At 39.8% G+C, this 23951-nt stretch carries 23 protein-coding genes; 8 read left to right on the forward strand and 15 right to left on the reverse strand.

What is annotated here, in order from left to right:
• Positions 1 to 72: 72 nt before the first annotated feature.
• From AC4IFT_RS16105 to nadC, 10 genes are all read right to left on the reverse strand, one after another.
• Positions 73 to 297 carry a hypothetical protein gene (locus AC4IFT_RS16105; RefSeq protein WP_353242985.1) on the reverse strand — a complete coding sequence of 75 codons (225 nt, stop codon included), beginning with the start codon at positions 295 to 297 and terminating at the stop codon, positions 73 to 75.
• Between the two features lie 219 nt (positions 298 to 516).
• Complete coding sequence (locus tag AC4IFT_RS16110) at positions 517 to 801, reverse strand: hypothetical protein (protein WP_490751880.1); 285 nt, start codon at positions 799 to 801, stop codon at positions 517 to 519.
• 274 nt (positions 802 to 1075) lie between these two features.
• Positions 1076 to 1312, reverse strand: a complete 237-nt coding sequence (locus AC4IFT_RS16115; RefSeq protein ID WP_219249335.1) for a hypothetical protein — start codon at positions 1310 to 1312, stop codon at positions 1076 to 1078.
• Positions 1309 to 2067, reverse strand: a complete 759-nt coding sequence (locus tag AC4IFT_RS16120) for a Contact-dependent inhibition of growth factor CdiA (protein WP_490751881.1) — start codon at positions 2065 to 2067, stop codon at positions 1309 to 1311. The genes AC4IFT_RS16115 and AC4IFT_RS16120 overlap by 4 nt, the downstream gene beginning before the upstream one ends.
• Before the next feature lie 56 nt (positions 2068 to 2123).
• Positions 2124 to 2660, reverse strand: a complete 537-nt coding sequence (locus AC4IFT_RS16125; RefSeq protein ID WP_490751883.1) for a hypothetical protein — start codon at positions 2658 to 2660, stop codon at positions 2124 to 2126.
• Between the two features lie 268 nt (positions 2661 to 2928).
• Complete coding sequence (gene lpdA / locus AC4IFT_RS16130; RefSeq protein WP_206082677.1) at positions 2929 to 4356, reverse strand: dihydrolipoyl dehydrogenase; 1428 nt, start codon at positions 4354 to 4356, stop codon at positions 2929 to 2931.
• 204 nt (positions 4357 to 4560) lie between these two features.
• A complete protein-coding gene (gene aceF, locus AC4IFT_RS16135) occupies positions 4561 to 6420 on the reverse strand; it encodes a pyruvate dehydrogenase complex dihydrolipoyllysine-residue acetyltransferase (RefSeq protein ID WP_490751885.1) in 1860 nt (619 codons plus the stop codon).
• Between the two features lie 13 nt (positions 6421 to 6433).
• Complete coding sequence (gene aceE, locus AC4IFT_RS16140; protein ID WP_490733591.1) at positions 6434 to 9100, reverse strand: pyruvate dehydrogenase (acetyl-transferring), homodimeric type; 2667 nt, start codon at positions 9098 to 9100, stop codon at positions 6434 to 6436.
• A 171-nt stretch (positions 9101 to 9271) separates the two neighbouring features.
• The gene (pdhR, locus tag AC4IFT_RS16145; RefSeq protein ID WP_490733592.1) at positions 9272 to 10042 is read right to left on the reverse strand and encodes a pyruvate dehydrogenase complex transcriptional repressor PdhR; all 771 of its coding nucleotides are present in this window, start codon (positions 10040 to 10042) and stop codon (positions 9272 to 9274) included.
• A 607-nt stretch (positions 10043 to 10649) separates the two neighbouring features.
• Positions 10650 to 11549, reverse strand: a complete 900-nt coding sequence (gene nadC, locus AC4IFT_RS16150) for a carboxylating nicotinate-nucleotide diphosphorylase (protein WP_490751887.1) — start codon at positions 11547 to 11549, stop codon at positions 10650 to 10652.
• A 105-nt stretch (positions 11550 to 11654) separates the two neighbouring features.
• On the opposite strand from nadC, the gene ampD reads away from it, so the two are divergent.
• From ampD to yacG, 7 genes are all read left to right on the forward strand, one after another.
• Entirely contained in the window at positions 11655 to 12197 is a 543-nt protein-coding gene (gene ampD / locus AC4IFT_RS16155) for a 1,6-anhydro-N-acetylmuramyl-L-alanine amidase AmpD (protein ID WP_490733596.1), read from the forward strand.
• A gap of 289 nt (positions 12198 to 12486) precedes the next feature.
• Positions 12487 to 12912 (forward strand): prepilin peptidase-dependent pilin, encoded by a 426-nt coding sequence (ppdD, locus tag AC4IFT_RS16160; RefSeq protein ID WP_490751889.1) that lies wholly within the window; start codon positions 12487 to 12489, stop codon positions 12910 to 12912.
• Between the two features lie 12 nt (positions 12913 to 12924).
• Positions 12925 to 14322, forward strand: a complete 1398-nt coding sequence (locus tag AC4IFT_RS16165) for an ATPase, T2SS/T4P/T4SS family (protein ID WP_490751891.1) — start codon at positions 12925 to 12927, stop codon at positions 14320 to 14322.
• Position 14323: 1 nt separating this feature from the next.
• Entirely contained in the window at positions 14324 to 15511 is a 1188-nt protein-coding gene (locus tag AC4IFT_RS16170; protein WP_490733602.1) for a type II secretion system F family protein, read from the forward strand.
• A gap of 160 nt (positions 15512 to 15671) precedes the next feature.
• Positions 15672 to 16277, forward strand: coding sequence for a dephospho-CoA kinase (gene coaE, locus AC4IFT_RS16175; RefSeq protein ID WP_490733604.1), 606 nt, complete (start codon positions 15672 to 15674; stop codon positions 16275 to 16277).
• An 8-nt stretch (positions 16278 to 16285) separates the two neighbouring features.
• Positions 16286 to 17044 carry a cell division protein ZapD gene (gene zapD, locus AC4IFT_RS16180; protein ID WP_490733606.1) on the forward strand — a complete coding sequence of 253 codons (759 nt, stop codon included), beginning with the start codon at positions 16286 to 16288 and terminating at the stop codon, positions 17042 to 17044.
• Between the two features lie 16 nt (positions 17045 to 17060).
• Positions 17061 to 17258: a DNA gyrase inhibitor YacG gene (gene yacG, locus AC4IFT_RS16185; RefSeq protein ID WP_490733608.1), complete on the forward strand. Its 198-nt coding sequence runs from the start codon at positions 17061 to 17063 to the stop codon at positions 17256 to 17258.
• Positions 17259 to 17332: 74 nt separating this feature from the next.
• Here the strand turns inward: yacG and mutT are convergent, their stop codons facing one another.
• The 3 genes from mutT to secM form a co-directional block, all read right to left on the reverse strand.
• A complete protein-coding gene (mutT, locus tag AC4IFT_RS16190) occupies positions 17333 to 17725 on the reverse strand; it encodes an 8-oxo-dGTP diphosphatase MutT (protein ID WP_490751892.1) in 393 nt (130 codons plus the stop codon).
• Between the two features lie 63 nt (positions 17726 to 17788).
• A complete protein-coding gene (gene secA, locus AC4IFT_RS16195) occupies positions 17789 to 20500 on the reverse strand; it encodes a preprotein translocase subunit SecA (protein ID WP_219246532.1) in 2712 nt (903 codons plus the stop codon).
• 91 nt (positions 20501 to 20591) lie between these two features.
• A complete protein-coding gene (gene secM / locus AC4IFT_RS16200) occupies positions 20592 to 21119 on the reverse strand; it encodes a secA translation cis-regulator SecM (protein ID WP_490733613.1) in 528 nt (175 codons plus the stop codon).
• 77 nt (positions 21120 to 21196) lie between these two features.
• Here secM and AC4IFT_RS16205 point away from each other — a divergent pair, with 77 nt between their 5' ends.
• A complete protein-coding gene (locus AC4IFT_RS16205) occupies positions 21197 to 21718 on the forward strand; it encodes a DUF721 domain-containing protein (protein WP_490733615.1) in 522 nt (173 codons plus the stop codon).
• 27 nt (positions 21719 to 21745) lie between these two features.
• On the opposite strand, the gene lpxC is transcribed toward AC4IFT_RS16205, so the two are convergent.
• Positions 21746 to 22663 carry a UDP-3-O-acyl-N-acetylglucosamine deacetylase gene (gene lpxC, locus AC4IFT_RS16210; protein ID WP_206082693.1) on the reverse strand — a complete coding sequence of 306 codons (918 nt, stop codon included), beginning with the start codon at positions 22661 to 22663 and terminating at the stop codon, positions 21746 to 21748.
• Between the two features lie 99 nt (positions 22664 to 22762).
• Positions 22763 to 23923: a cell division protein FtsZ gene (ftsZ, locus tag AC4IFT_RS16215; protein ID WP_206082694.1), complete on the reverse strand. Its 1161-nt coding sequence runs from the start codon at positions 23921 to 23923 to the stop codon at positions 22763 to 22765.
• Positions 23924 to 23951: the final 28 nt, after the last annotated feature.

The following is a 23951-nucleotide window of genomic DNA, read 5'->3' on the forward strand; positions in this document are numbered from 1 at the left end:
TTATATTAATAACTCTTCCACTTTGGTTCCCCCACTCTAAAAATGGGGGGAACCAGCCTGATTGTGCGGAAATTAAACTAAAGGCTCTAAACGTAAAAGATGGTCTTTAGCTTTCTCTATCAATAATAAAAATTCATTGTAATTAAATTCTAAAATATCTGAATCAGGGTAAATAATAATTTTCACCTCTCTTTTATCTTCAGATAATGATATTTCTCCCCACTGAACATTATTAAAGGAGAGCTCAGCATATAAATCATCTCGGCTTAAAGAACTTCCAACACTGTATTCTAACATAAAATACCCCATCAATCATTTGCAAACCTTATAGTTCTCTAAAACTAATAAATTTCTTACCATCTATACTAAATCTTAATACCCGAGCATCCAATAATTCAGCATCAATGACTTCAATTCATTACCTATATTTATTGTTTTTCTATTTTAAAGATGCAGCGAAGACTATAATGACTAGGCTCATTACACTATTTCATTATGGCGTAGCTAATAAAAAAGTTAATTAGGATATTTTTCTGCTATATATCTTAAGATAGCAGATACACTCTTTAAATTATGGTTTACTAAAATATTTTTTTCTTTTGCCTGAGATAATATTTTATAATCGTCTTCTAGCTGGCCAATATCAAGCTGAATTGGCTCTTTATAGATATCATAAATAGATTCAATAGGTACATTCCAATAAAAATCCGATTCTAAATTAATAGCATTAATGTTTTGACTTCTCATTTCATTAAAAATTGTCACAATACATTCTTCAAGTAATTCAAGTTCTACTTTCATGTATTAGCCTTTATTATTTCACTACTATTTTTTATTAATCTTCAACGGCTTTAATTTTTCTATCAACCAGCCATCCAATATCTTCACTTTGTGAAATGATTGAGGTATTTCCTCAATAGTCGCTTGAAACCGTTGTGCAACTAAACACGCCATAGGTAGAGTCTGCCCTCGATGCGCCAAGCTGGACTGTTGATTATCCAGCAGGGTGAGGAGTGAGTAAGACGACTAAGAAGATCCCAGTAAAATGGGATCTTTTACTTGCTAGGCTAGAGACTCACTGTTTCTTCAATGTATCTCTAGCTTCAATTAATATTGCAATTAGATCATCTAAAGGCATTTTAGCTATAAAGTTGCGAGATAGATCTGAACCAAATAGTTCGGCCTCTAAATTATCAACACCTTTATCTTGATTAATTTCTACAACCTTATCCCAATTTAATTGAACCTCTAACGTTAGACTCTCATATTCCATTGGACTTGAAAAAAATAATTCTAATTTATTATCTTTCATTTTTTTACCTTAGTTGGATCTAACACCGTATTAAACGAACCATCCGCATTATATCTGATACCTTTTCCGCTAGGTAAACGATATTCGAATGCACCGCCACTTAAATCTTTTCGGACTACTTTAGGGTCTTTAAGAATTTCTCGAATAAAATTTTCAGCAGCAGCATTTTTTTGCGCTGGATTACCTTTTAATGGTTCAAATACTCCATCAGGTCTAGCGGCATGCTTATCCCATGCACGAGCTGCCGTAGAAAGTCCTTGTTTATTTATTGGTTTATTTGCTGAGGAAATGAGATCTTCTTCAGAGAAGTTTTTAAATTTACTCTCTTTCTGTTGTTGCTGTTGATTATATTTATACTCTTCATCATCTGGCTCAAATCCATTAGGTGTGCCAGTAGCACTACCACCACTAGAGATTCCAAGCGCCTCTTTCTCTTCTGCGGTTAGCTCTTTTCCAACATTCGGATCTTTATTTGCTTGATCGATATCATTTGAGCAGCTCATGCCAAAAGAGCAATCAAACGTTTCCGCTAGACCATCGCGAATATTGCCAAATGTATTTTCGATACCTTTCGCAAGGCCACTATTTGCCGTTTGTGTTACTTGCGAGTTTGAACCTGCATGATAAGATAATGTAGGAACACTTGGCGTGGGGATAGCCAATACACTACTTCGAGCTATTCTCAGTTTATTTAATTCATTTATATTAGACTGAATTTCATTCAACGTATTTTGATGCCGCGCTTTAAAAGCCAATAAATGATTTCTTGCTTCTATTTCGACGCGCTGATTAACTGCCTTATAAAATGGCTCTACATTAAAAAATCAACTCGGGGTATACCCGGTATGTTACCTGAAAAATTATTAGATAAAATTCTATCTCTATCTTGCTTCGTATTTAATTTTAATGTTGCAGTGATATTTAACTCTGATGAATAAAACTTCCATTGATAAGTACAAGGGTATTGCTCTGGGTTATTCAAAAACTTCCACTCATAAGATTTTTCAATATTACTCAGTTCCCCCCTTAATATAACAATTTTATCTTCGATAATTTCTTGTGGTGATTTTGGCGATTCATATTTTAAAACGGGTAACTCTGGTGGTGACTGTACCTGATCCTGATAATCATAAAACTCCTTTTGAGGAGGCTCTTTATGGAAGCTATCATAATAATCCGCTTCTTTTAACCTATCATAATAATCAGTAACCCATGTATTTTTATTTATGTCCTCATATTGCTCATCAGAAACATGATTCATTTCATTTTGAAAATAATGACTAAAGCTACTGGGTGGGGAGTGACTTCCTATTACTGTCATTGAATCTATATGACTCATATTTTCCATAATCTAATATCCTTATTAGCGATTAAATAACTCAATAAGGAAAATAAGATTTTAATTTTTTATAGTCAACTAAGCGATATCATTCTAATAATATGAAATTTCAGAATTAAATAATTATATTTAAAATAAGCATTAGTGAATTAAATAAAATATTTTTTTATTTTTAGACAGATACAAAAAAGCCAATGTGTTTCCACATTGGCTTCTTTATATACGTTAGTGATAAATAGCCGACTAGAGAGACTATTTACCACTGCGAATTAGAAAATTACTTTTTCTTTTTCGCTTTTGCATTTGGTAAGTCAGTGATGCTACCTTCGTAGATCTCAGCAGCCATACCAATTGATTCGTACAGTGTTGGGTGAGCATGGATAGTTAATGCTAAATCTTCTGCATCACAGCCCATTTCAATTGCTAGACCGATTTCGCCCAGTAATTCGCCACCGTTCACACCGACAACCGCACCACCGATAACACGGTTAGATTGCTTGTCGAAAATCAGCTTAGTCATACCTTCTGAGCAGTCAGATGCAATTGCACGACCTGATGCAGCCCATGGGAAAGTTGCCACTTCGTAGCTGATGTTTTGCTCTTTCGCTTCTTTCTCAGTTAAACCAACCCAAGCAACTTCTGGCTCAGTATAAGCGATAGATGGGATAACTTTCGGGTCAAAGTAGTGTTTCAGACCAGAGATAACCTCTGCGGCAACGTGACCTTCATGAACACCTTTGTGAGCCAACATTGGTTGACCAACGATATCACCGATAGCAAAGATGTGCGGAACGTTAGTGCGCATTTGTTTATCCACGTGGATAAAGCCGCGATCGTCAACTTCAACGCCAGCTTTGCCTGCATCTAAGTTTTTACCGTTAGGAACACGGCCGATAGCCACTAACACAGCATCATAACGTTGTGGTTCTGCGGAAGCTTTTTTACCTTCCATAGACACATAGATACCGTCTTCTTTCGCTTCAACTGCAGTTACTTTCGTTTCTAATAGCAGGTTGAATTTTTTGCTGATTTGTTTGGTGAATACTTTAACCACATCTTTGTCAGCCGCAGGGATGACTTGGTCAAACATTTCAACCACATCGATTTGAGAACCCAGTGCATGGTACACAGTTCCCATTTCTAAACCGATGATACCACCACCCATAACCAGAAGACGCTCTGGAACTTCTTTCAGTTCTAACGCATCGGTTGAATCCCAAATACGTGGGTCTTCATGAGGAATGAATGGTAATTGAATTGGACGTGAACCCGCTGCAATGATTGCGTTATCGAAATTGATAGTCGTGCTACCGTTTTCGCCTTCAACAACCAGTGTATTTGCACCAGTAAATTTACCCAGACCGTTAACGACGGTAACTTTACGGCCTTTCGCCATACCAGCTAAACCACCTGTCAGCTGATTAATGACTTTTTCTTTCCATAAGCGAACTTTAGAGATATCGGTTTTTGGCTCACCAAATACGATACCGTGCTCTGCTAATGCTTTCGCTTCTTCGATCACTTTTGCAACATGCAACAAAGCTTTTGAAGGGATACAGCCAACGTTTAAACAAACACCACCAAGGGTTGAATAACGTTCTACTAAAACAGTTTCTAAACCTAAGTCAGCGCAACGGAAAGCCGCAGAATAGCCTGCAGGGCCTGCACCAAGCACAACGACTTGGGCTTTAATTTCAGTACTCATCATGACCTCTTTTTGTTTTGTCCAGCGGTACTGCTGAATAAACGATCTTCCACTGGAAAAGTACACACCGAGAGCAGTTTACAGAATTGTTAACACCCTGAAAAGGCTCATTTCGTGATGTAACTCCCAACCTTTCGTAGCAGCAGCAAAAAATTCTGCCTCAGCCTAAATAAAACAGACCGGCTTATTCGCCGGTCTTATTACTTACATCACTAAACGGCGAATATCGCTCATTAATTGCCCTACTAGGGTGATGAAGCGTGCTCCATCAGCCCCATCGATGACACGGTGGTCAAAGGACAGTGACATAGGCAGGATCAGGCGAGGAACAAACTCGCTACCGTTCCAAACAGGTTTCATTGAAGAACGTGACAGCCCCATAATAGCAACTTCTGGTGCGTTCACGATTGGTGCAAAACCGGTTGTACCGATACCACCAAGGCTAGAGATGGTGAAACATCCGCCTTGCATATCAGCCGCAGTCAGTTTACCTGCACGCGCTTTCTTAGAAACTTCCATCAGTTCACGAGATAACTCTAAAATGCCTTTTTTGTTAACGTCTTTAAAGACAGGAACAACTAAGCCATTTGGTGTATCAACCGCGATACCGATGTTGATATATTTTTTCAAGAACAGACGCTGTGCATCTTCAGAAATCGAGCTGTTAAAGCGCGGCATTTCTTCCAGAGCGCGAGCAACCGCTTTCATGACAAAAACTAATGGCGTGATTTTCACGTCCAGTTTTTTCTTCTCTGCTTCTTTATTTTGTTGCTTACGGAATTCTTCAACTTCAGTGGTATCCACTTCTTCCATCAGCGTAACGTGCGGGATCATCACCCAGTTACGGCTCAGGTTTGCACCAGAGATTTTTTGGATACGACCCAGTTCGACTTCTTCAACTTCACCAAATTTGCTGTAATCAATTTTCGGCCATGGCAGCATACCTGGTAAACCGCCACCTGCCGCAGCTGGAGCTTCAGCACGTTTGACTGCATCTTTCACGTAAGCTTGAACGTCTTCACGCAGGATACGGCCTTTACGACCAGTGCCTTTTACTTTCGCCAAGTTAACACCAAACTCACGCGCTAAGCGGCGAATAACCGGTGTTGCATGAATGTATGCATCGTTCTCAACAAATTCATTTTTGCTATCAGCTGCTTTCGCAGGTGCAGAAGCTGCTGGCGCTGCTGCAGGTGCTGGTGCCGCTGCTTGAGCAACTGACGCCGCAGCTGGTGCTGCACCGGCGACTTCAAAGGTCATGATCAGCGAGCCAGTTTTCACTTTGTCGCCTGTCGCAATCTTGATTTCTTTAACGGTTCCAGCAAATGGTGCAGGAACTTCCATTGATGCTTTGTCGCCTTCAACCGTAATGATTGATTGCTCAGCAGAAACGGTGTCACCCACTTTAACCATCACTTCGGTAACTTCAACTTCATCACCGCCGATATCTGGAACGTTAACATCTTTAATTGCAGAGGCTGCTGGAGCCGCTGGTGCTGCAGCTTGTGCAACTGGAGCTGCGGCTGGCGCTGCGCCTGCAACTTCAAAGACCATGATCAGCGAGCCAGTTTTCACTTTGTCGCCTGTCGCAATCTTGATTTCTTTAACGGTACCTGCAAATGGTGCAGGGACTTCCATTGAAGCTTTATCGCCTTCAACGGTAATTAAAGATTGCTCCGCAGTCACGGTATCGCCAACTTTAACCATGATTTCAGTAACTTCAACTTCATCGCCACCGATATCAGGTACAGCAACGTCTTTTGACGCTGCTGCGCTTGGTGCTGCCGCAGGAGCAGCTGGCGCTTGTGCTGGAGCAGGCGCAGCTGCACCCGCTTCTGCTTCAAAGACCATGATCAGCGAGCCAGTTTTGACTTTGTCGCCAGTCGCAATTTTAATTTCTTTTACCACACCCGCTTGTGGTGATGGGACTTCCATAGAGGCTTTATCACCTTCAACGGTAATGAGCGATTGCTCTGCTTCTACTTTGTCGCCAACTTTAACCATCACTTCGGTGACTTCAACTTCATCAGCACCGATATCTGGCACTTGGATTTCAATAGACATTGATATTTACCTCTTATGCCAAACGTGGGTTAACTTTTTCTGGGTTGATGTTGTATTTTTTAATCGCTTCTTCAACGACTTTAACATCAACTTCACCACGTTTAGCTAATTCACCTAACGCTGCTACGATGACATAGCTGGTATCCACTTCAAAGTGGTGACGCAGGTTTTCACGACTGTCAGAACGACCAAAACCATCAGTACCCAGTACACGGTAATCACTTGCAGGCACGTAAGTACGAACTTGTTCAGCAAACAGTTTCATGTAGTCAGTTGATGCAACCGCTGGCGCATCATTCATCACTTGTGCAATGTATGGAACGCGTGGTGTTGCAGATGGGTGCAGCATGTTCCAACGCTCACAATCTTGGCCATCACGCGCCAATTCAGTGAATGAAGTTACGCTGTAAACATCAGAACCGATGCCATACTCAGCAGACAGGATATCCGCCGCTTCACGAACGTGGCGCATCATTGAACCTGAACCTAATAACTGCACTTTACCTTTACTACCTTCAACAGAAGTCAGTTTGTAGATACCTTTACGGATACCCTCTTCTGCGCCTTCTGGCATTGCAGGCATGTGGTAGTTTTCGTTCAGCGTCGTGATGTAGTAGTACACGTTCTCTTGTTTCTCACCGTACATGCGCTCTAAACCGTTTTGCATAATCACAGCAACTTCATAAGCGAATGCTGGGTCATAAGAAATACAGTTAGGAATAGTCAGTGATTGAATATGGCTGTGACCATCTTCGTGTTGTAAGCCTTCACCGTTCAGCGTTGTACGACCTGAAGTACCACCAATCAGGAAGCCGCGCGCTTGTTGGTCACCCGCTGCCCACATTAAGTCACCAATACGTTGGAAACCAAACATTGAGTAGTAGATATAGAATGGGATCATCGGCAAGTTGTTAGTGCTGTAAGATGTTGCAGCAGCTAACCAAGAAGAACCTGCACCCAGCTCGTTGATACCTTCTTGCAGGATTTGACCTTTCGAGTCTTCTTTATAGTAGGCAACTTGTTCTCTGTCTTGCGGCGTATATTGCTGACCTTTCGGGCTATAAATACCGATTTGACGGAACAGACCTTCCATACCAAATGTACGCGCTTCGTCAGCGATAATTGGCACTAAACGCTCTTTGATAGAGTTGTTTTTCAACATCACGTTCAATGCACGAACGAAAGCGATCGTGGTCGAAATTTCTTTTGATTGTTCTTCTAATAATTGGCTGAAATCTGCCAGAGCAGGGATTTCCAGTTTCTCATCAAAAGTTGCACGGCGAGCAGGTAAATAGCCACCCAGCGCTTGACGGCGCTCGTGCAGGTATTTGTACTCTTCTGAATCTTTTTCGAAAGTAATGTATGGCAGTTTTTCGATTTGCTCATCAGCCACTGGCACATTGAATTGATCACGGAAATGGCGAACGCCGTCCATGTTCATTTTCTTCACTTGGTGTGCAATGTTTTTACCTTCTGCTGTTTCGCCCATACCATAGCCTTTAATGGTTTGCGCTAAAATAACAGTTGGTTTGCCTTTGGTTTCTTTTGCTTTCGCAAATGCAGCATAGACTTTCTTCGGATCGTGACCACCACGGTTCAGTGCCCAAATCTCATCATCAGTCATATCTTTAACTAATGCAGCAGTTTCTGGGTAACGATTGAAGAAGTGCTCACGGACGTATGCGCCATCACGTGATTTAAAGGTTTGGTAGTCACCGTCTAAGGTTTCGTTCATTAATTGAACAAGTTTGCCGCTCGTGTCTTTACGCAGCAGCTCGTCCCAACGGTCGCCCCACATAACTTTGATAACTTGCCAACCAGCACCACTAAAGATGCCTTCTAATTCATTAACAATTTTGCCGTTACCTGTTACTGGGCCATCCAGACGTTGCAGGTTACAGTTGATAACGAAAACTAAGTTATCTAATTTATCGCGTGTTGCGATAGTAATTGCACCTTTAGATTCTGGCTCATCCATTTCACCATCACCTAAGAATGCATATACGCGCTGCGCAGATGTATCTTTCAGGCCACGGTTATCAAGGTATTTCAGGAACTTAGCTTGATAGATAGCGTTGATTGGGCCCAGACCCATTGATACGGTTGGGAACTGCCAGAAATCAGGCATCAATTTAGGGTGCGGATATGAAGACAGACCATTTCCACCAATTTCTTGACGGAAGTTGTTCATTTGCTCTTCAGTTAAACGGCCTTCTAAGAAAGCACGTGCATAGATTCCTGGAGAGATGTGGCCTTGGAAGAATACTAAGTCCCCGCCATCATTGTTATTATGAGCGCGGAAGAAGTGGTTGAAGCAGACTTCATACAAGGTTGCTGATGACTGGAAAGAAGCCATATGGCCGCCCAGTTCCAAGTCTTTTTTAGACGCGCGCAGAACAGTCATTACTGCGTTCCAGCGAATTGCAGAGCGAATACGGCGCTCTAAGTCCATGTTACCAGGGTATGCAGGCTCATCTTCAACAGCAATTGTGTTGATGTAATCAGAACGACCAGATGCACCAGCAGCAATACTTACGCCGCCTTTACGCGCTTCGCTTAATACCTGTTCGATAATAAACTGAGCACGATCAACACCTTCTTCACGGATGACCGATTCAATCGCCTGTAGCCAGTCGCGAGTTTCAATCGGATCCACGTCATTTTTTAACATATCTGACATGGTGTATTCCTTATCTGTTATCTATTTTATATGGTTATGTGGAGCCTATCTTCCTGCTATTTTCCCAATGTTGCTAAAACAGCGGGAAGATAGGCCCTGATGTAGTTGCCGCTTTAACTCTCTTTTAGAGCATTCACAATAATATAGACGCAGCAGTCAGGATCTATATTATTAAGTTAAATCAGGGTGTTGCTGTAAGCGCCGTAAAGAACGTTCTCTGCGAGTTTGCTCTCGACTAATATCCAATAGCAAATCTTCAATAAAGGACAGGTGACGGTGAGATGCTTCGCGCGCCTTTTCAGGCTCTCTTGCCATTATTGCTGCAAAAATTTGCGCTCTATGGGAGCTAACTGCGTTATACATCTCTTTACGGGTATACAAAAATTCAAAGTTTTGACGGATATTTTGTTCTAACATCGGGATCATACAACGCAATAGATGTAGCAAAACCACATTGTGAGCCGCTTCCGTCACAATGAGTTGATACTGAAGTACTGCATCAGATTCAGCATCTAATTCGCCGCTTTTTTGCGCTATTTCGATAAGTTCATAACTTTGACGAATACGGTCAAGATCTTCTTCAGTACCGCGAAGAGCAGCATAATAAGCCGCAATACCTTCAAGGGCATGACGAGTTTCGAGAAGATCAAATTGAGATTCAGGATTACCTTCAAGTAGTAGAGCTAAAGGGTCGCTAAAGCTTTGCCACATTTTCTTTTGTACGAAGGTTCCGCCGCCTTGGCGACGAGATAGAAGCCCTTTCGCTTCTAATGTTTGAATAGCTTCACGCACTGATGGCCTAGATACGTCAAACTGCTTTGCAAGTTCGCGTTCAGGGGGCAGCTTTTCGCCAGGGCGCAATGTCCCTTCGAAAATGAGATGTTCAAGCCGTTGCTCTATTACATCTGATAACTTTGGTTGGCGAATTTTACCGTAAGTCATAATCTGCCATATTCATTAGTGAGTAATTATTGATTACGTATTACCCAGTGTTAATTGGTAATACCAATTTGTTTATGGGCTAATAAAGTAACAAAGTATTCACTATCTGTCCATAAAGACCTTGCGCTAAATCATAAAATCCTGCAAATCTTAACAATTTTTTTTAAAATTTAGCATGTTTTGATAACTAAGTGAGCAACTAGGTAAGAGAATTTTTAACATAAAAAACAATCATTACTGCTTAAAACCAAAAGCTGAATCGTAAAACCACAAATTATACCGACTAATTATTCACTTTTTATGATTTAAAAATCAGATGCACTTATAACCTTTATATTATACTTATAACCTACATCTTTTTTGTTTCATTAATGTTAAAAATGCAATCAAAAAAAACTTAACTTAAATTTAATAAGCCCTGATTTGGCAAGATTGGTCATCTCATTTCAGTGGAATGTCAAATTTATTGAGAAGTGCCCTTTCCTATTTTCATTCTAACAAATTACCAATATAGCAATAAGAGATGTATAAGGAGCAAGAGAACTATATGACGAGTTTGCTTCATACAATTCTCTTGCCAAATAATCGATAGGGTAAGCCCTTGTAACTAGTGGTTCTCAACAAAACGCATTGATAAGTCCATTGCTTGAATGTGTTTAGTCAAAGCTCCGACTGAAATAAAATCAATACCCGTTTCGGCAAATTCCTTTATTGTTTTTAATGTCACATTACCTGAAACTTCAAGCGCAGCCTTCCCAGCGGTTAACACTACGGCCTCTTTCATCATTGTTGGTGTAAAGTTGTCTAACATGATGATATCTGCATCTGCCTTTAGCGCGAGGAGTAATTCGTCTAGGCTTTCCACTTCAATCTCAATAGGCACGTCAGGATGCGCTTGTCTGGCGAGTTCAACTGCGTTATCCACAGAACCCGCTGAAATAATATGATTTTCTTTAATTAAATATGCGTCAGAAAGACCTAAACGATGGTTAAACCCCCCACCCATAAGAACAGCATACTTCAGCGCAGTTCTTAGGCCAGGAATGGTTTTACGAGTATCAAGTAACTTAGCGCGCGTCTCTGCAATTTCTTTTACATATATTGCGGTTGCTGTCGAAACAGAGGAGAGAGTTTGAATAAAATTTAGTGCAGTCCGCTCCCCTGTTAATAAAACTTGAGATGGCCCCTGCATTTCACACAATACTTGGTTTGGTGCAACAGTATCGCCATCTTGCACTTTCCAATCAATTTTGACTTGCCCGCCTAGCTGCAGAAAGACTTCCTCGAGCCATTGCTTACCACAAAAGACGCCATTTTCCCGTGTAATTATACGGGCGGCTGCCATTGTACCTTCATTAAGTAGTTGCCCTGTAATATCTCTTTTATAGTCAACAACTTGCCCTAGATCTTCTTTTAACGCAACCGTCACCATAAAAGGGATATCAACCGCTAATCGTTCTAATAGAATGCTGCGTCTTTGCTGCTCATCATAACGTCGTATAGCCATTTCTTACTCCAAAATATGCTCTCGTCTTATTGTATCTATGCTAATCTTTCCATCCAAAGATAACGAGCGCTGACAAAAAGAAAACAGAATACTATGGATAACGAGATGAAAATACATGATGGTTGGTTAAATAATGTGACTCATATCCCCTCACCGCATCATGATCAACGGCCTGATGGGGTTACCCCCTCATTGCTGGTTATCCATAATATTAGCCTTCCTCCCGGCCAATTTGGTGGGCCTTATATCAACCAATTATTTACAGGGACCTTAAACCCTCAAGAGCATCCTTTTTTTGATGAGATAAAACATCTTCGTGTTTCTGCTCATTGTTTAATTCGTCGTGATGGCTCTATCATTCAATATGTTCCTTTCCATTTACGTGCTTGGCACGCTGGGCAGTCTAGCTACCAAGGAAAAGAAAAATGCAATGACTTTTCAATAGGGATTGAGCTAGAAGGGACTGATTTTGAGCCCTTTACTGAATCACAGTACCAATCTCTCGCAATTTTAACGCAACAACTGATTACTCAATATCCATTGATTGCCCATAATATTACGGGTCATAGCAATATAGCCCCCTTGCGTAAAACCGATCCTGGTCCATTCTTTGATTGGCAATATTATAATGGCCTACTTTCATGTTAATTTAATAATATTATTAGCAATTAATAATTAATCTATTTTTTAATTGCTAATATATTTTTCAATATCCCTATTCATTTTATTCGCACACTTATTTTTCTTTAATTAAAAGCATAAAACAAACCAAAATTAATGATAAATTATATTCTGCGAAGCGGCTCGAAAAAAAATGCAATAACTAATCATTTTCTTTATTTATCTACAAAGCGCTTCGCAATATCATTTACTCTAAATAAAATCTCTAGAAAATACGCTTTATGCTAGAGCCTCACTTAACAACGGAGGTTTTATCATGCGTCAACAAGGATTTTCACTTATCGAAATAATGGTAGTCATTGCAATCATATCTATACTTGGTGTTATTGCTATTCCTAGTTATCAAAGTTATATGCAAAAAGCGGCAATGACCGATGTCCTTCAAACCGTTTTACCTTACAAAAATAGCGTTGAAATATGCCACTTTAACTTTGGTAGCCTATCTCAATGTGATAGTGGAAATGACAACATTCCAAATAATGTATCAGGGAAACACATCAAAACTATTGATGTAAAAGCAGGTGTTATAAAACTTAGTGGAGATAAAACGTTATCGGACCTTAATATATCCCTAACACCTATTCCCACAACAAATAACACACCATTTAAATGGAATGTTATATGCGAAGTAAAAAATAATGCAAATTTAAAATCTTTATGTGAAAAGACGTTTAGTTTTTAATTAAGGACAATTATGAACACAACGAAAGACAACCAATTTATCTATAAAGAACTGAAAAAACTATGCGATAAACACTATATTATTATCGTCGATTATAATCAGAAGCGATTATCAATCGCTACGGTTAAAAAGCCCGATGATAACCTTATGGCAACTCTAAAATTTATTGCTAGCGTGCCTGTTTGTTATGACATCTGGCCTAAAGAAAAAATTGACCATTATTTCAATAGTGCAATACATCAAATCAAAGAGGAGATTGTTCCTTATCAGCCTAAAGAGACGGAGTCATTAGACATAACATCCCCTGCTGTTGATTTTGTTGAGAATTTACTTAGAACTGCGATTCATAAGCGCTCATCCGATATTCACCTTGAGCCATCGAAACAAGGTTTAAAAATTAGGATCCGTGTTGATGGAAAACTTTACTTTCTTCCCTCCGCCCCATACGAAATCCACAATGAAATTATTGCACGGTTAAAAATACTTTCCAAAATGAATATTGCGGAAAAAAGGCGTCCACAAGATGGGCAAATGAATTGGTATTTTGATGGGCAAAATTACAGTATTCGCCTTTCTAGTATCCCCACCTTATATGGTGAAAAACTCGTATTAAGAATTCTTAATACCCAATTAAAATATTCATTAGAGCACATAGGGATGTGCTCTTCCCTTCTAGACTCATTAAAAAAATCCTTAAATCAGCCGCAAGGCCTAATTTTAGTAACAGGGCCTACAGGCAGTGGCAAAACGGTGACTTTATATAGTGCCTTAGAATTTCTAAATCAATCTTCTCGAAATATTTCAACAATAGAGGATCCCATAGAAATTCCTTTACACGGAATAAATCAAATACAAGTTCATGAAAAATCCGAGCTTAGTTTTTCTTTTATTCTTAGAGCACTATTACGTCAAGACCCTGATATTATAATGATCGGTGAAATAAGGGATGAAGTAACAGCCCAAATAGCTACTCGTGCAGCACAAACAGGGCATTTAGTTTTATCAACACTGCATACCAATTGTACTGTAAGCGCTATTGAACGTATGGTGCAGCTTGGTGTAGAAAAAAAACAACTTATGTCTTGCTTAAAAATGGTAATAGCCCAAAGATTGGTGCGTAAATTATGTCCTAAATGTAAAATACCTGCGCCATCAAAAACTCAGCTAAATAACCTGCTAACGATTAACGAGTGGAAATCTAAGGGCTGTGAGCACTGCTTTTCTGGCTTTATGGGAAGAACCGCTGTTTATGAGTACATTGACCAGCAAATAATTCAAGATATACCGGAGCAGAAAGGTAGCAACAGTGTAAATTTTGAGCGCCTTTTTCAAGCGGGTATCAAACTCATTGAGTCAGGAGAAACAACGTTACAAGAAATTTATGCCGTTGTTGGTATCGAGGGGGCATGAAATGTTCATTTATTCGTATGTTGCACTCAATGCTCACAACCAGATAATTAAAGATACTTTGATAGCAAAAAATAAAAGAAAAGCTTTTATTATCATTACGCAAAAAAACTTAACTCCCTTACGAATTAATTTCAAAGCTATTTTTACTTTAAGCAAAAAAAATATTAACTACCGAATACTTTTCTTTCATCAATTAGGCGCCTTAACCTCATCAGGGATAACACTGGTACAAAGCTTAAAAATACTATCAGAAAATAGCCATCTTCCTTTTTGGGATGGGTTTATTAACAATTTGATTCTGCATATTGAAAAAGGAGAGCTTTTTTCTGATTTTTTAAAAAATTACCCGCAAATTTTCAATAGCACAATTATTAGTCTTATTCTTGTTGCAGAGAAAACGGGAAAATATGATGAAAATTTCAATACGATTAGTTTTATGTTAGAGCATCATGAAAGGACAATGCGATTACTCAAAAAATCATTACGCTATCCATTTACGCTTTGTCTATTTTCAGGAGGGTTGCTATTCATTTTATTTTTATATGTAATTCCACAATTTAAAAGTATATATGATAGTTTTCAGCATGATTTACCACTAATAACCACCACCATGATTTATATATCTGACTTTATCGAAAAAAAATACACTTATTTTTTGTTGTATGTTGCTATTAGCTTTATCGTTATATTTAAAATAAAGCAAAATTTAACCCCATACCTATATAATGTCTTATTACATACCCCTATACTTAAGGATTTAATCAAATACTACCACCTAAATTTATATTTTCTAGTAATATCATCAACATATAAAAATGGTCTTCCATTGATTGATTGTTTGCGCTGTACAATAAAAACAATCAATTATGTACAATACAAACAAGATTGTGAAAATATTCTATCTGCTGTTCTTAGAGGTAGCTCACTGTCTAACGCAATGAAAGAAACAACTTTATTTCCTAATTTAGTCGTTCAATTAATCGCGATTGCTGAAGAGTCAGGTAAACTTCAATACTTTACGAATTATTTGTCTAATTATTATACAGATCAATATATGCTATTTATCGAGAGAAAAATTAAAAGCCTTGAGCCTATACTTCTTCTAGGTATCTCTTTGTTGGTTGGCATAATTATGTTAGCTATGTACCTACCAATATTTAACTTAGGAAACGTCATTACAGGCTTATAATTCGTAGATAATGCAACTTATATCATTAACATACTATAACCATATAAAATCATGTTTAATAAGTATTTTTAACTATTTCAGTTACATTAATTTGAATGAAGACAAATGGGTAATTTCAGTGTAATCTATTTTTATCTCCAATAGGTGAACGAATAATTTTATGCCTTATATAGTTGCTCTAACAGGTGGAATAGGAAGTGGTAAGACTACCGTTGCAAATGAATTTGCTAAACTCGGAGTCCCGCTTGTCGATGCTGATGTAATTTCTCGTCAGGTTGTTGAGCCTAATACTCCTGCTTTTGCGGCTATCATATCGCATTTTGGTAATGGAATAGTCTCTAAAGAGGGAGCTTTAAATAGAGATCTCTTAAGAGAAATTATTTTTTCAAATTCCGATGAGAAAAAATGGCTAAATGCCCTTCTTCATCCATTAATTCAACAAGAAACACAAAAACAGCTCAAGCAAGCTATTTATCCATATGTCCTGTGGGTTGTTCCTTTATTAATTGAAAACAACATTTCTCATTTAGCAAATAGAGTATTAGTTGTAGATGTTACTCCTGAAGAACAAATTCAACGCACAATAAAAAGAGATAATATAAGTCTCGAACAGGTTAAAAATATATTAAAAGCACAAGTTAGTCGCGAAAAACGATTATCTTATGCTGATGATGTTATTACAAACCATACTAATGACACCAGCATTCAAGACAAGGTAGCAAATCTTCACAATCAGTATTTGACATTAGCAAAAATAAAAACATAGGAATTAAAATGGGCGAACTAGCAGCTACAAATTTTATCACTTATGAATATCCAATGAATGAAAAGATCCGTTCTTGGTTGCGCCTTGAAACTCTTTTGTCTCAAATTTATGAGCTCAGCAATATCACCTCCTACTCTTCCGGTATCGCCTTCTTCCGTTCTGTCTCAGAACTTATTGAAATCCTTGATAGAGGCGAAGTTCGTTCAGATCTTATCAAAGAGCTTGAAAAGCAACGCACACGTTTATCAAATTGGGCTAGTGATCCGAATGCTGATAACCAGCTAATTAGCTCATTATTGTCAGATTTATCAGCAAAAATTTCTCGTTTAATGTCAGCACCTCGCTTTGGCCATCATTTACGAACAGATAAAATCATCAGTATGGTTCGTCAACGCTTAAGCATTCCCGGTGGTTGCTGCAGTTTCGATTTACCTACATTACAACTATGGCTAAATGTCCCACAAAGTGAGCGTGATAAAGCTATCAGCGGTTGGCTCCAAAGTCTCGACCCACTTAATGATGCTTTAAAAACAGTTCTGTCATTGATTCGCCAAGCAGGAACGTTTGAAAGCAAAGAATCCTATAATGGCTTTTACCAAGATAGTGTTGAAGGCAAAGAATTGCTCCGCATAAAATTACCCGCTGAAAACTTTATTTACCCACAAATTTCAGGCCATAAAACACGCTTTGCTTTACGTTTCCTGCATATAGATAGCGAGAATGGTATACTCCCTGATATGATCCGTTTTGAATTATCTTGCTGTTAAAGTAGAGAAATGTTTTATGAGTGAAATTATTGAAGTTAACTGCCCAACATGTCAAAAAGTTGTGATTTGGAATGAAGCTAGCCCTTTTCGACCTTTTTGTAGCAAGCGCTGCCAATTAATTGATCTTGGTGAATGGGCGAGTGAAGAGAAACGCATTGCTAGTCAGAGTGACATTTCTGAAAGTGATGACTGGAGTGAGCAACCCGATAATTGATTGTGAATTTCTCATAAAGTGGAAAATGTAAATCAGCTTTAATTTTGTATATTTTCCACTTTATTTTCAATATATTATCGTGTCAGCATATCAACAATAATACGGTTCGCAGGCGGAAATTCATCGGCTATCAATGCTTTTTGCTCTACCCAACGCGAATCCTGCCCCTCTTTTCCATAAGGCTCGTTATCCCACGCAGACACAATAAAGAAATAAAGCGTAATAATTCTATCTTCAAACTCATGATCTACACGGTGAAATTGTTCATATTCAGTGACAATAATCCCTACTTCTTCCTCAAGTTCACGAATTAATGCAGCCTCAGGTAATTCACCTTGTTCTAATTTTCCGCCGGGAAACTCCCAAAACCCTGCCATGTGAGTCCCTTCTGGGCGTTTAGTAATAAAAATGTGTTGCTGTGAATTACGAATAACTCCAGCGGCAATATGCAGATGTTTTTTTTCCATAATTTTTTCGTCAAAAAGGCGGGTTACCCCGCCTATTATTTAGTTATATAAATTAAAGATCGATTAGTTTAAGCGACCATGGCATTGTTTATATTTCTTGCCTGAACCACAAGGGCATGGATCATTACGGCCAATTTTATGGCCTTCTGTTGCCATTTTAGCTTCAGTTTCTGTCATTAAAGACTCTGCACCCGTTTCATGGCTCAGCTGTTGTCTTTTTGCTAAACGTTCTGCTTCTTCACGGCGTTGTTGCTCTAACGCTTCAACTTCTTCTGGCAAACGAACTTGAACCTTAGATAAGGTACTAATTACTTCATATTTCAAGGCTTCAAGCATATTAGCGAACATACTGAATGATTCACGTTTATATTCTTGTTTTGGATCTTTTTGCGCGTAGCCACGTAAGTGAATGCCTTGGCGTAAGTAATCCATTGAAGCCAAATGCTCTTTCCATAAGGTATCTAATGTTTGTAACATGACACCTTTTTCGAAGTTACGCATCGCTTCTGCGCCAACAATTTCTTCTTTACGCGCATAGATTTCAACCGCTTTTTGCATGATACGCTCGCGTAGAGTTTCTTCATGCAGCTCTGGTTCTTTATCCAGCCACTCTTTCATTGGCAGATCAAGGTCAAAATCATTAACTAAACGCTGATGCAAACCTTCGATATCCCACATTTCCTCTAATGATTGAGGTGGAATATATGCATCCATTGTGGTGGTAAATACGTCTTCACGAATGCTATCAACCGTTTCTTTAATATCGCCACCGTCGAGCAATTCATTACGCTGGGTATAAATAGCACGACGTTGATCACTCGCAACATCATCATATTCAAGTAATTGTTTACGAATATCAAAGTTACGACTTTCAACTTTACGTTGTGCGTTCGCAATTGCTTTAGTAACCCATGGGTGCTCAATGGCTTCTCCCGGTTTCATACCGAGTTTTTTCATCATGCCTGTAACACGGTCAGAGGCGAAGATACGCATCAAAGCATCTTCCATTGATAAGTAGAAACGTGAAGAACCTGCATCCCCTTGACGACCCGCACGACCACGTAACTGGTTATCAATACGGCGTGATTCATGACGCTCTGTACCAATAATATGTAAGCCACCCGCAGCTAAAACCGCATCATGACGCACTTTCCAATTAGCTTTGATTTCATCAATTTGCTCTTGCGTTGGCTCTTCTAATGCAGCAACTTCCGTCTGCCAACTTCCCCCTAACATGATATCGGTACCACGACCTGCCATGTTAGTTGCAATAGTAACTGCGCCTGCTTGACCCGCATTTGCGATGATATCCGCTTCCATTGCGTGGAATTTTGCATTCAGAACGTTATGGTTAATTTTGGCTTTTTTCAGTGCATTCGAGATAAGCTCTGATTTCTCGATAGAGATTGTACCAACTAGAACAGGCTGACCATTAGATGTTCTTTCACGGATATCTTCAATAATTGCCGTAAATTTATCAGCTTCGTTCATGTAAACGAGGTCAGGCAAATCTTTACGCACCATTGGGCGGTTCGTTGGAATAACAATGGTATCTAACTTATAAATCGAGCTAAATTCAAATGCTTCAGTATCCGCTGTACCCGTCATACCCGCTAGTTTTTCATATAGACGGAAATAATTCTGGAATGTAATCGACGCTAAGGTTTGGTTCTCATTTTGAATTTCAACGCCTTCTTTAGCTTCAACCGCTTGGTGTAAGCCATCTGACCAGCGACGACCTTCCATTGTACGACCTGTATGTTCGTCAACAATAACGATTTGGCCATCTTTAACAATGTAGTCAACATCTAATGTGAACAGCGCATGCGCACGTAAACCTGCCATTACGTGGTGCATAAGCATAATGTTTGCTGGTGAATATAACGACTCACCTTCATCCATTAAGCCTTCTTTCGCCAGAAGTTCTTCAATTAATACCAGACCGCGTTCGGTGATAGTGACTTGGCGTGATTTTTCATCAACAGAGAAATGACCTTCACCTTGGAACGTATCAGAGTCTTCTTTTTCTTGGCGTTGCAGATGTGGAATGAGTTTATCCACTTTTTGGTAAAGTTCTGAGCTGTCTTCTGCGGGGCCTGAAATGATCAGTGGTGTACGCGCTTCATCAATAAGAATTGAGTCGACCTCATCCACTAATGCATAGTGAAGTTTACGCTGCACACGCTCTTCAGGGCTGAATGCCATGTTGTCACGTAAGTAGTCGAAACCAAATTCGTTGTTAGTACCATAAGTAATATCTGCGGCGTAAGCTTCACGCTTCGCAGGCGGCGCCATACCTGGTAAGTTAATACCAACGGTTAAACCTAAAAATTCAAATAATGGGCGGTTATTTTCCGCATCACGTTTTGCTAAGTAGTCATTCACCGTTACAACGTGGACGCCTTTGCCCGTTAATGCGTTGATATATGCTGGTAATGTCGCGGTTAATGTTTTACCCTCACCTGTACGCATTTCTGCGATACAACGTTCATTCAGTACCATCCCACCGATTAACTGTACATCAAAGTGACGCATACCAAAAACACGACGGCTGGCTTCACGCACGGTCGCAAATGCTTCTGGAATAATACTTTCTAGGCTCTCACCTTTCGCTAAACGCTCGCGAAATTCAACTGTTTTGGCTTTTAACTCATCGTCTGATAACTTTTCAAAATCAGGCTCTAGACGGTTAATTTTTTCTACTTCTTTGCGCAGTCTACGCAGAGTACGATCATTACGGCTACCAAATACTTTGGTCAAAATTTTAGTTAACATACTTTTAATCTCATTAAATCAATAAGTTATTTTTTTCATAAATTTAAGGCGCAGATTTTCTCAACATTGAATTGATAAATCTATTAAGAGATCAAGCAGTTAATGGACCAGCACGGATGCCATGTACTTGTGCAACCCAAATCGCAGGTTGGTAGGTAATGAAGTGAGGGTAAATATAATGACTGACTAGCACTGTGCTTTCATGCGTTTGAAGCGAACGCTGTGCCAACATGGCATAGAGCGTATCTAGCATCAACTGTGGTGCAATAAGCTGTTCTGATTCTTCTTTTGCAGTCGCTACGTCATCATCTTCATTGGCAGAAAAAGCAAAGGTGAGCTGGCGAATAACATTGCGCACCGCATGTTGCTGCCAATAATTAACCGAGTATGATGATGAGGAAGAAGAACGCTGAGAATTTTGCTGCGCAAACAAGTTATCGAAAGCATTAACCGCTTGGTTTTGGCGGTTTGCAGGCGATGAGCTAACTTGCGTAAGCTGAGATTCAGAAAGGGCATTTAAAATTGTAGGCAAGCCGACACCCGTGGCAACCACACCTAATAGTAAGTGGGACCAAAAGTATTTTCTACCAAGTTGTCGCCAAAAATTTAAAATGCCCATTAAACTCTTATATAATGAATACGTGACAATATTATTATCTGTACATTAGTTTTCATCATTGTTAGCCGGAGCCACAAATGAGAGATAGTCATCCACAAGCACTTTTCGATGTTCTTGAGGGATCATTGGCAAATTCATCAAATACTTTACAAACTATTCAGCGAAATGCGAAAGCTATTATCAAGCTGAACCGCGCTGTAAAGGGCTTATTGCCGGCTGAAGTTAAGCCAATGTGCCGTGTTGCAAACTACCGTAATAATATTATGGTCATTGAAGTAGCAAATGCCAGTTGGATGACCCGTCTTAATTACGAAAAATTAAACCTACTTTCCGCATTAAGAACATCTATTCTACCATCATTATCGTCTATCGACATCAGAATCAATCCCGATTTAATGCGAAAACCTAAACAAAATAGTTCACTAACTAACCGAACAGTCGCATCAACACAAAAAATGAACGAAAGGCAGATAAGCACACAAACGGCACAAGCATTATTGAAATTGGCAGAAAATAGCCCGAAAGGATTAAAAGAAAGGTTTGAGCGGCTGGCTGCACTAGCCGGAGAGAGTACTAGTGCAACCAACAGAAAGCGCTAACCCAGTTTTGGGCTAGCCGCATAATAATTATGCGTATACAGCTGAAGGCGCTTTGAATGCCACAGGCAGTTCAGCTTCATCTTCAAAGGTGACCAGATCCCAAGCTGATTCTTTCGCAAGAACCGCTTGCAGAAGTTTGTTATTCAGTGCGTGGCCAGATTTGAACGCAGTGAATGCGCCAATAATGTTGTGCCCACACATAAATAAGTCACCAATTGCATCCAACATTTTGTGACGAACGAATTCATCTTCAAAACGTAAGCCATCTTCATTGAGGACTTTATAGTCATCAACAACGATAGCACAGTCGAAACTACCGCCTAAGCATAAGCCTTGGGATTGCAGATATTCGATATCACGCATAAAACCAAATGTACGTGCACGGCTGATTTGGTTCACAAATGACTCCGCAGAGAAATCAAGTGAATAGCGCTGAGTGCTGCTATCAATCGCCGGGTGTTGGAAATCGATAGTGAAATCCAGACTGAAACCATTATAAGGTCTCATTTCTGCCCACTTATCGCCATCTTCAACACGAACAGTTTCTTTAATACGTAAAAATTTCTTCGCACAATTCAATTCTTCAATACCGCCATCTAGCAGTAAGAAAACAAACGGTGCAGCACTGCCATCCATAATTGGGATTTCAGGCGCATTGACTTCAATAACAATGTTATCGATACCTAACCCTGCTAATGCAGCATTCAAATGCTCAACAGTCGAAATACGTACGTTATCTTCATTGACTAAGCAAGTACATAACATGGTATCACGAACTGATTTCGCATCTGCCGGAAAATCAACCGGTGGATTAAGGTCAGTACGACGGTAGATGACCCCGGTGTTTGCCGGCGCTGGACGTAAAGTCAGCGTAACTTTTTTGCCGGTATGTAAACCAACACCAGTCGCTGTAATAATACGTTTTAATGTCCGTTGTTTGATCATCGTCTATTTCTCGCAATGTTATAAGTCCTACTGATCATCATACAAGATAATCAGTAGGAAATTTTAGCACAAAAAGCGGAGAATCCAATATAAATAAAATTAATCGGCCTGCTTACGCAAGAACGCAGGAATATCGAGATAATCTGGTTCTTTGTTTGTTTGCGTATTTTGGTCATTGACCGCTTTAGCCGCTGCTGGTTTCTCTTCGGTTAATGAAGACATGCTATTTTGCATTTGCTGATAGCGTTGCTCCATTGACGCTTGCTGTGACATTTTGTTGCTAACTAAGGTAATTTCAGGACGTTTGTCCATACCAATACCTGTTGCAACAACTGTAACACGCAGCTCTTCGTGCATTTCTGGGTCGAGAGAAGTACCGATTACCACAGTCGCATTATCAGATGCGAATGCACGGATAGTGTTACCTACCGTTTCAAACTCATCTAAACGCAGGTCGAAACCAGCGGTGATGTTGACTAACACACCACGAGCGCCTGACAGGTCGATGTCTTCCAGTAATGGGCTAGAAATTGCCATTTCAGCAGCTTCTTCGGCTCTATCTTCACCGCGTGCCACACCAGAACCCATCATCGCGTAGCCCATTTCTGACATAACTGTACGCACGTCAGCAAAGTCCACGTTCATTAAACCTGGGCGAGTAATCAGTTCTGCGATACCCTGTACTGCACCTTTAAGTACGTCGTTTGCCGCACCAAAAGCATCCAGTAATGAGATACCACGACCAAGAACTTTTAATAATTTGTCATTTGGGATAGTGATCAGTGAGTCTACGTGTTTTGATAACTCAGTGATACCCGCTTCTGCAAATGCCATACGTTTTTTGCCTTCAAAATTGAAAGGCTTAGTCACGACTGCAACTGTCAGAATACCCAATTCTTTAGCCACTTCGGCAACGACCGGAGCCGCACCAGTGCCTGTACCACCGCCCATACCCGCAGCGATGAAGACCATGTCCGCGCCATCTAATGCATTACGTAGTGCTTCGCGGTCTTCTTCTGCGGCATTGCGGCCGACTTCAGGGTTTGCACCTGCACCCAGACCTTTTGTAATACCGGTACCGATCTGGATAGTTTGTCCAACTGCGGTTTTACGCAGTGCCTGTGCGTCCGTGTTGACGGCGAAGAACTCAACGCCTTCAATACGCTCACGCACCATGTGTTCAACGGCATTACCGCCGCCGCCACCAACGCCGATGACTTTAATCACCGCATCGTTAGTTAGCTCCATTGGTTCAAACATAATGTCTCTCCGTTTTGTGCTTACTACT

It is taken from the genome of Providencia sp. UF-183 (assembly GCF_058246155.1).

What these genes read in the sequence shown, in the direction of transcription:
- AC4IFT_RS16105 (WP_353242985.1), bottom strand. Translation starts at nt 297, where the DNA reads ATGTTAGAATACAGTGTTGGAAGTTCTTTAAGCCGAGATGATTTATAT.
- AC4IFT_RS16110 (WP_490751880.1), bottom strand. Translation starts at nt 801, where the DNA reads ATGAAAGTAGAACTTGAATTACTTGAAGAATGTATTGTGACAATTTTT.
- AC4IFT_RS16115 (WP_219249335.1), bottom strand. Translation starts at nt 1,312, where the DNA reads ATGAAAGATAATAAATTAGAATTATTTTTTTCAAGTCCAATGGAATAT.
- AC4IFT_RS16125 (WP_490751883.1), bottom strand. Translation starts at nt 2,660, where the DNA reads ATGGAAAATATGAGTCATATAGATTCAATGACAGTAATAGGAAGTCAC.
- lpdA (WP_206082677.1), bottom strand. Translation starts at nt 4,356, where the DNA reads ATGAGTACTGAAATTAAAGCCCAAGTCGTTGTGCTTGGTGCAGGCCCT.
- aceF (WP_490751885.1), bottom strand. Translation starts at nt 6,420, where the DNA reads ATGTCTATTGAAATCCAAGTGCCAGATATCGGTGCTGATGAAGTTGAA.
- aceE (WP_490733591.1), bottom strand. Translation starts at nt 9,100, where the DNA reads ATGTCAGATATGTTAAAAAATGACGTGGATCCGATTGAAACTCGCGAC.
- pdhR (WP_490733592.1), bottom strand. Translation starts at nt 10,042, where the DNA reads ATGACTTACGGTAAAATTCGCCAACCAAAGTTATCAGATGTAATAGAG.
- nadC (WP_490751887.1), bottom strand. Translation starts at nt 11,549, where the DNA reads ATGGCTATACGACGTTATGATGAGCAGCAAAGACGCAGCATTCTATTA.
- ampD (WP_490733596.1), top strand. Translation starts at nt 11,655, where the DNA reads ATGAAAATACATGATGGTTGGTTAAATAATGTGACTCATATCCCCTCA.
- ppdD (WP_490751889.1), top strand. Translation starts at nt 12,487, where the DNA reads ATGCGTCAACAAGGATTTTCACTTATCGAAATAATGGTAGTCATTGCA.
- AC4IFT_RS16165 (WP_490751891.1), top strand. Translation starts at nt 12,925, where the DNA reads ATGAACACAACGAAAGACAACCAATTTATCTATAAAGAACTGAAAAAA.
- AC4IFT_RS16170 (WP_490733602.1), top strand. Translation starts at nt 14,324, where the DNA reads ATGTTCATTTATTCGTATGTTGCACTCAATGCTCACAACCAGATAATT.
- coaE (WP_490733604.1), top strand. Translation starts at nt 15,672, where the DNA reads ATGCCTTATATAGTTGCTCTAACAGGTGGAATAGGAAGTGGTAAGACT.
- zapD (WP_490733606.1), top strand. Translation starts at nt 16,286, where the DNA reads ATGGGCGAACTAGCAGCTACAAATTTTATCACTTATGAATATCCAATG.
- yacG (WP_490733608.1), top strand. Translation starts at nt 17,061, where the DNA reads ATGAGTGAAATTATTGAAGTTAACTGCCCAACATGTCAAAAAGTTGTG.
- mutT (WP_490751892.1), bottom strand. Translation starts at nt 17,725, where the DNA reads ATGGAAAAAAAACATCTGCATATTGCCGCTGGAGTTATTCGTAATTCA.
- secA (WP_219246532.1), bottom strand. Translation starts at nt 20,500, where the DNA reads ATGTTAACTAAAATTTTGACCAAAGTATTTGGTAGCCGTAATGATCGT.
- secM (WP_490733613.1), bottom strand. Translation starts at nt 21,119, where the DNA reads ATGGGCATTTTAAATTTTTGGCGACAACTTGGTAGAAAATACTTTTGG.
- AC4IFT_RS16205 (WP_490733615.1), top strand. Translation starts at nt 21,197, where the DNA reads ATGAGAGATAGTCATCCACAAGCACTTTTCGATGTTCTTGAGGGATCA.
- lpxC (WP_206082693.1), bottom strand. Translation starts at nt 22,663, where the DNA reads ATGATCAAACAACGGACATTAAAACGTATTATTACAGCGACTGGTGTT.
- ftsZ (WP_206082694.1), bottom strand. Translation starts at nt 23,923, where the DNA reads ATGTTTGAACCAATGGAGCTAACTAACGATGCGGTGATTAAAGTCATC.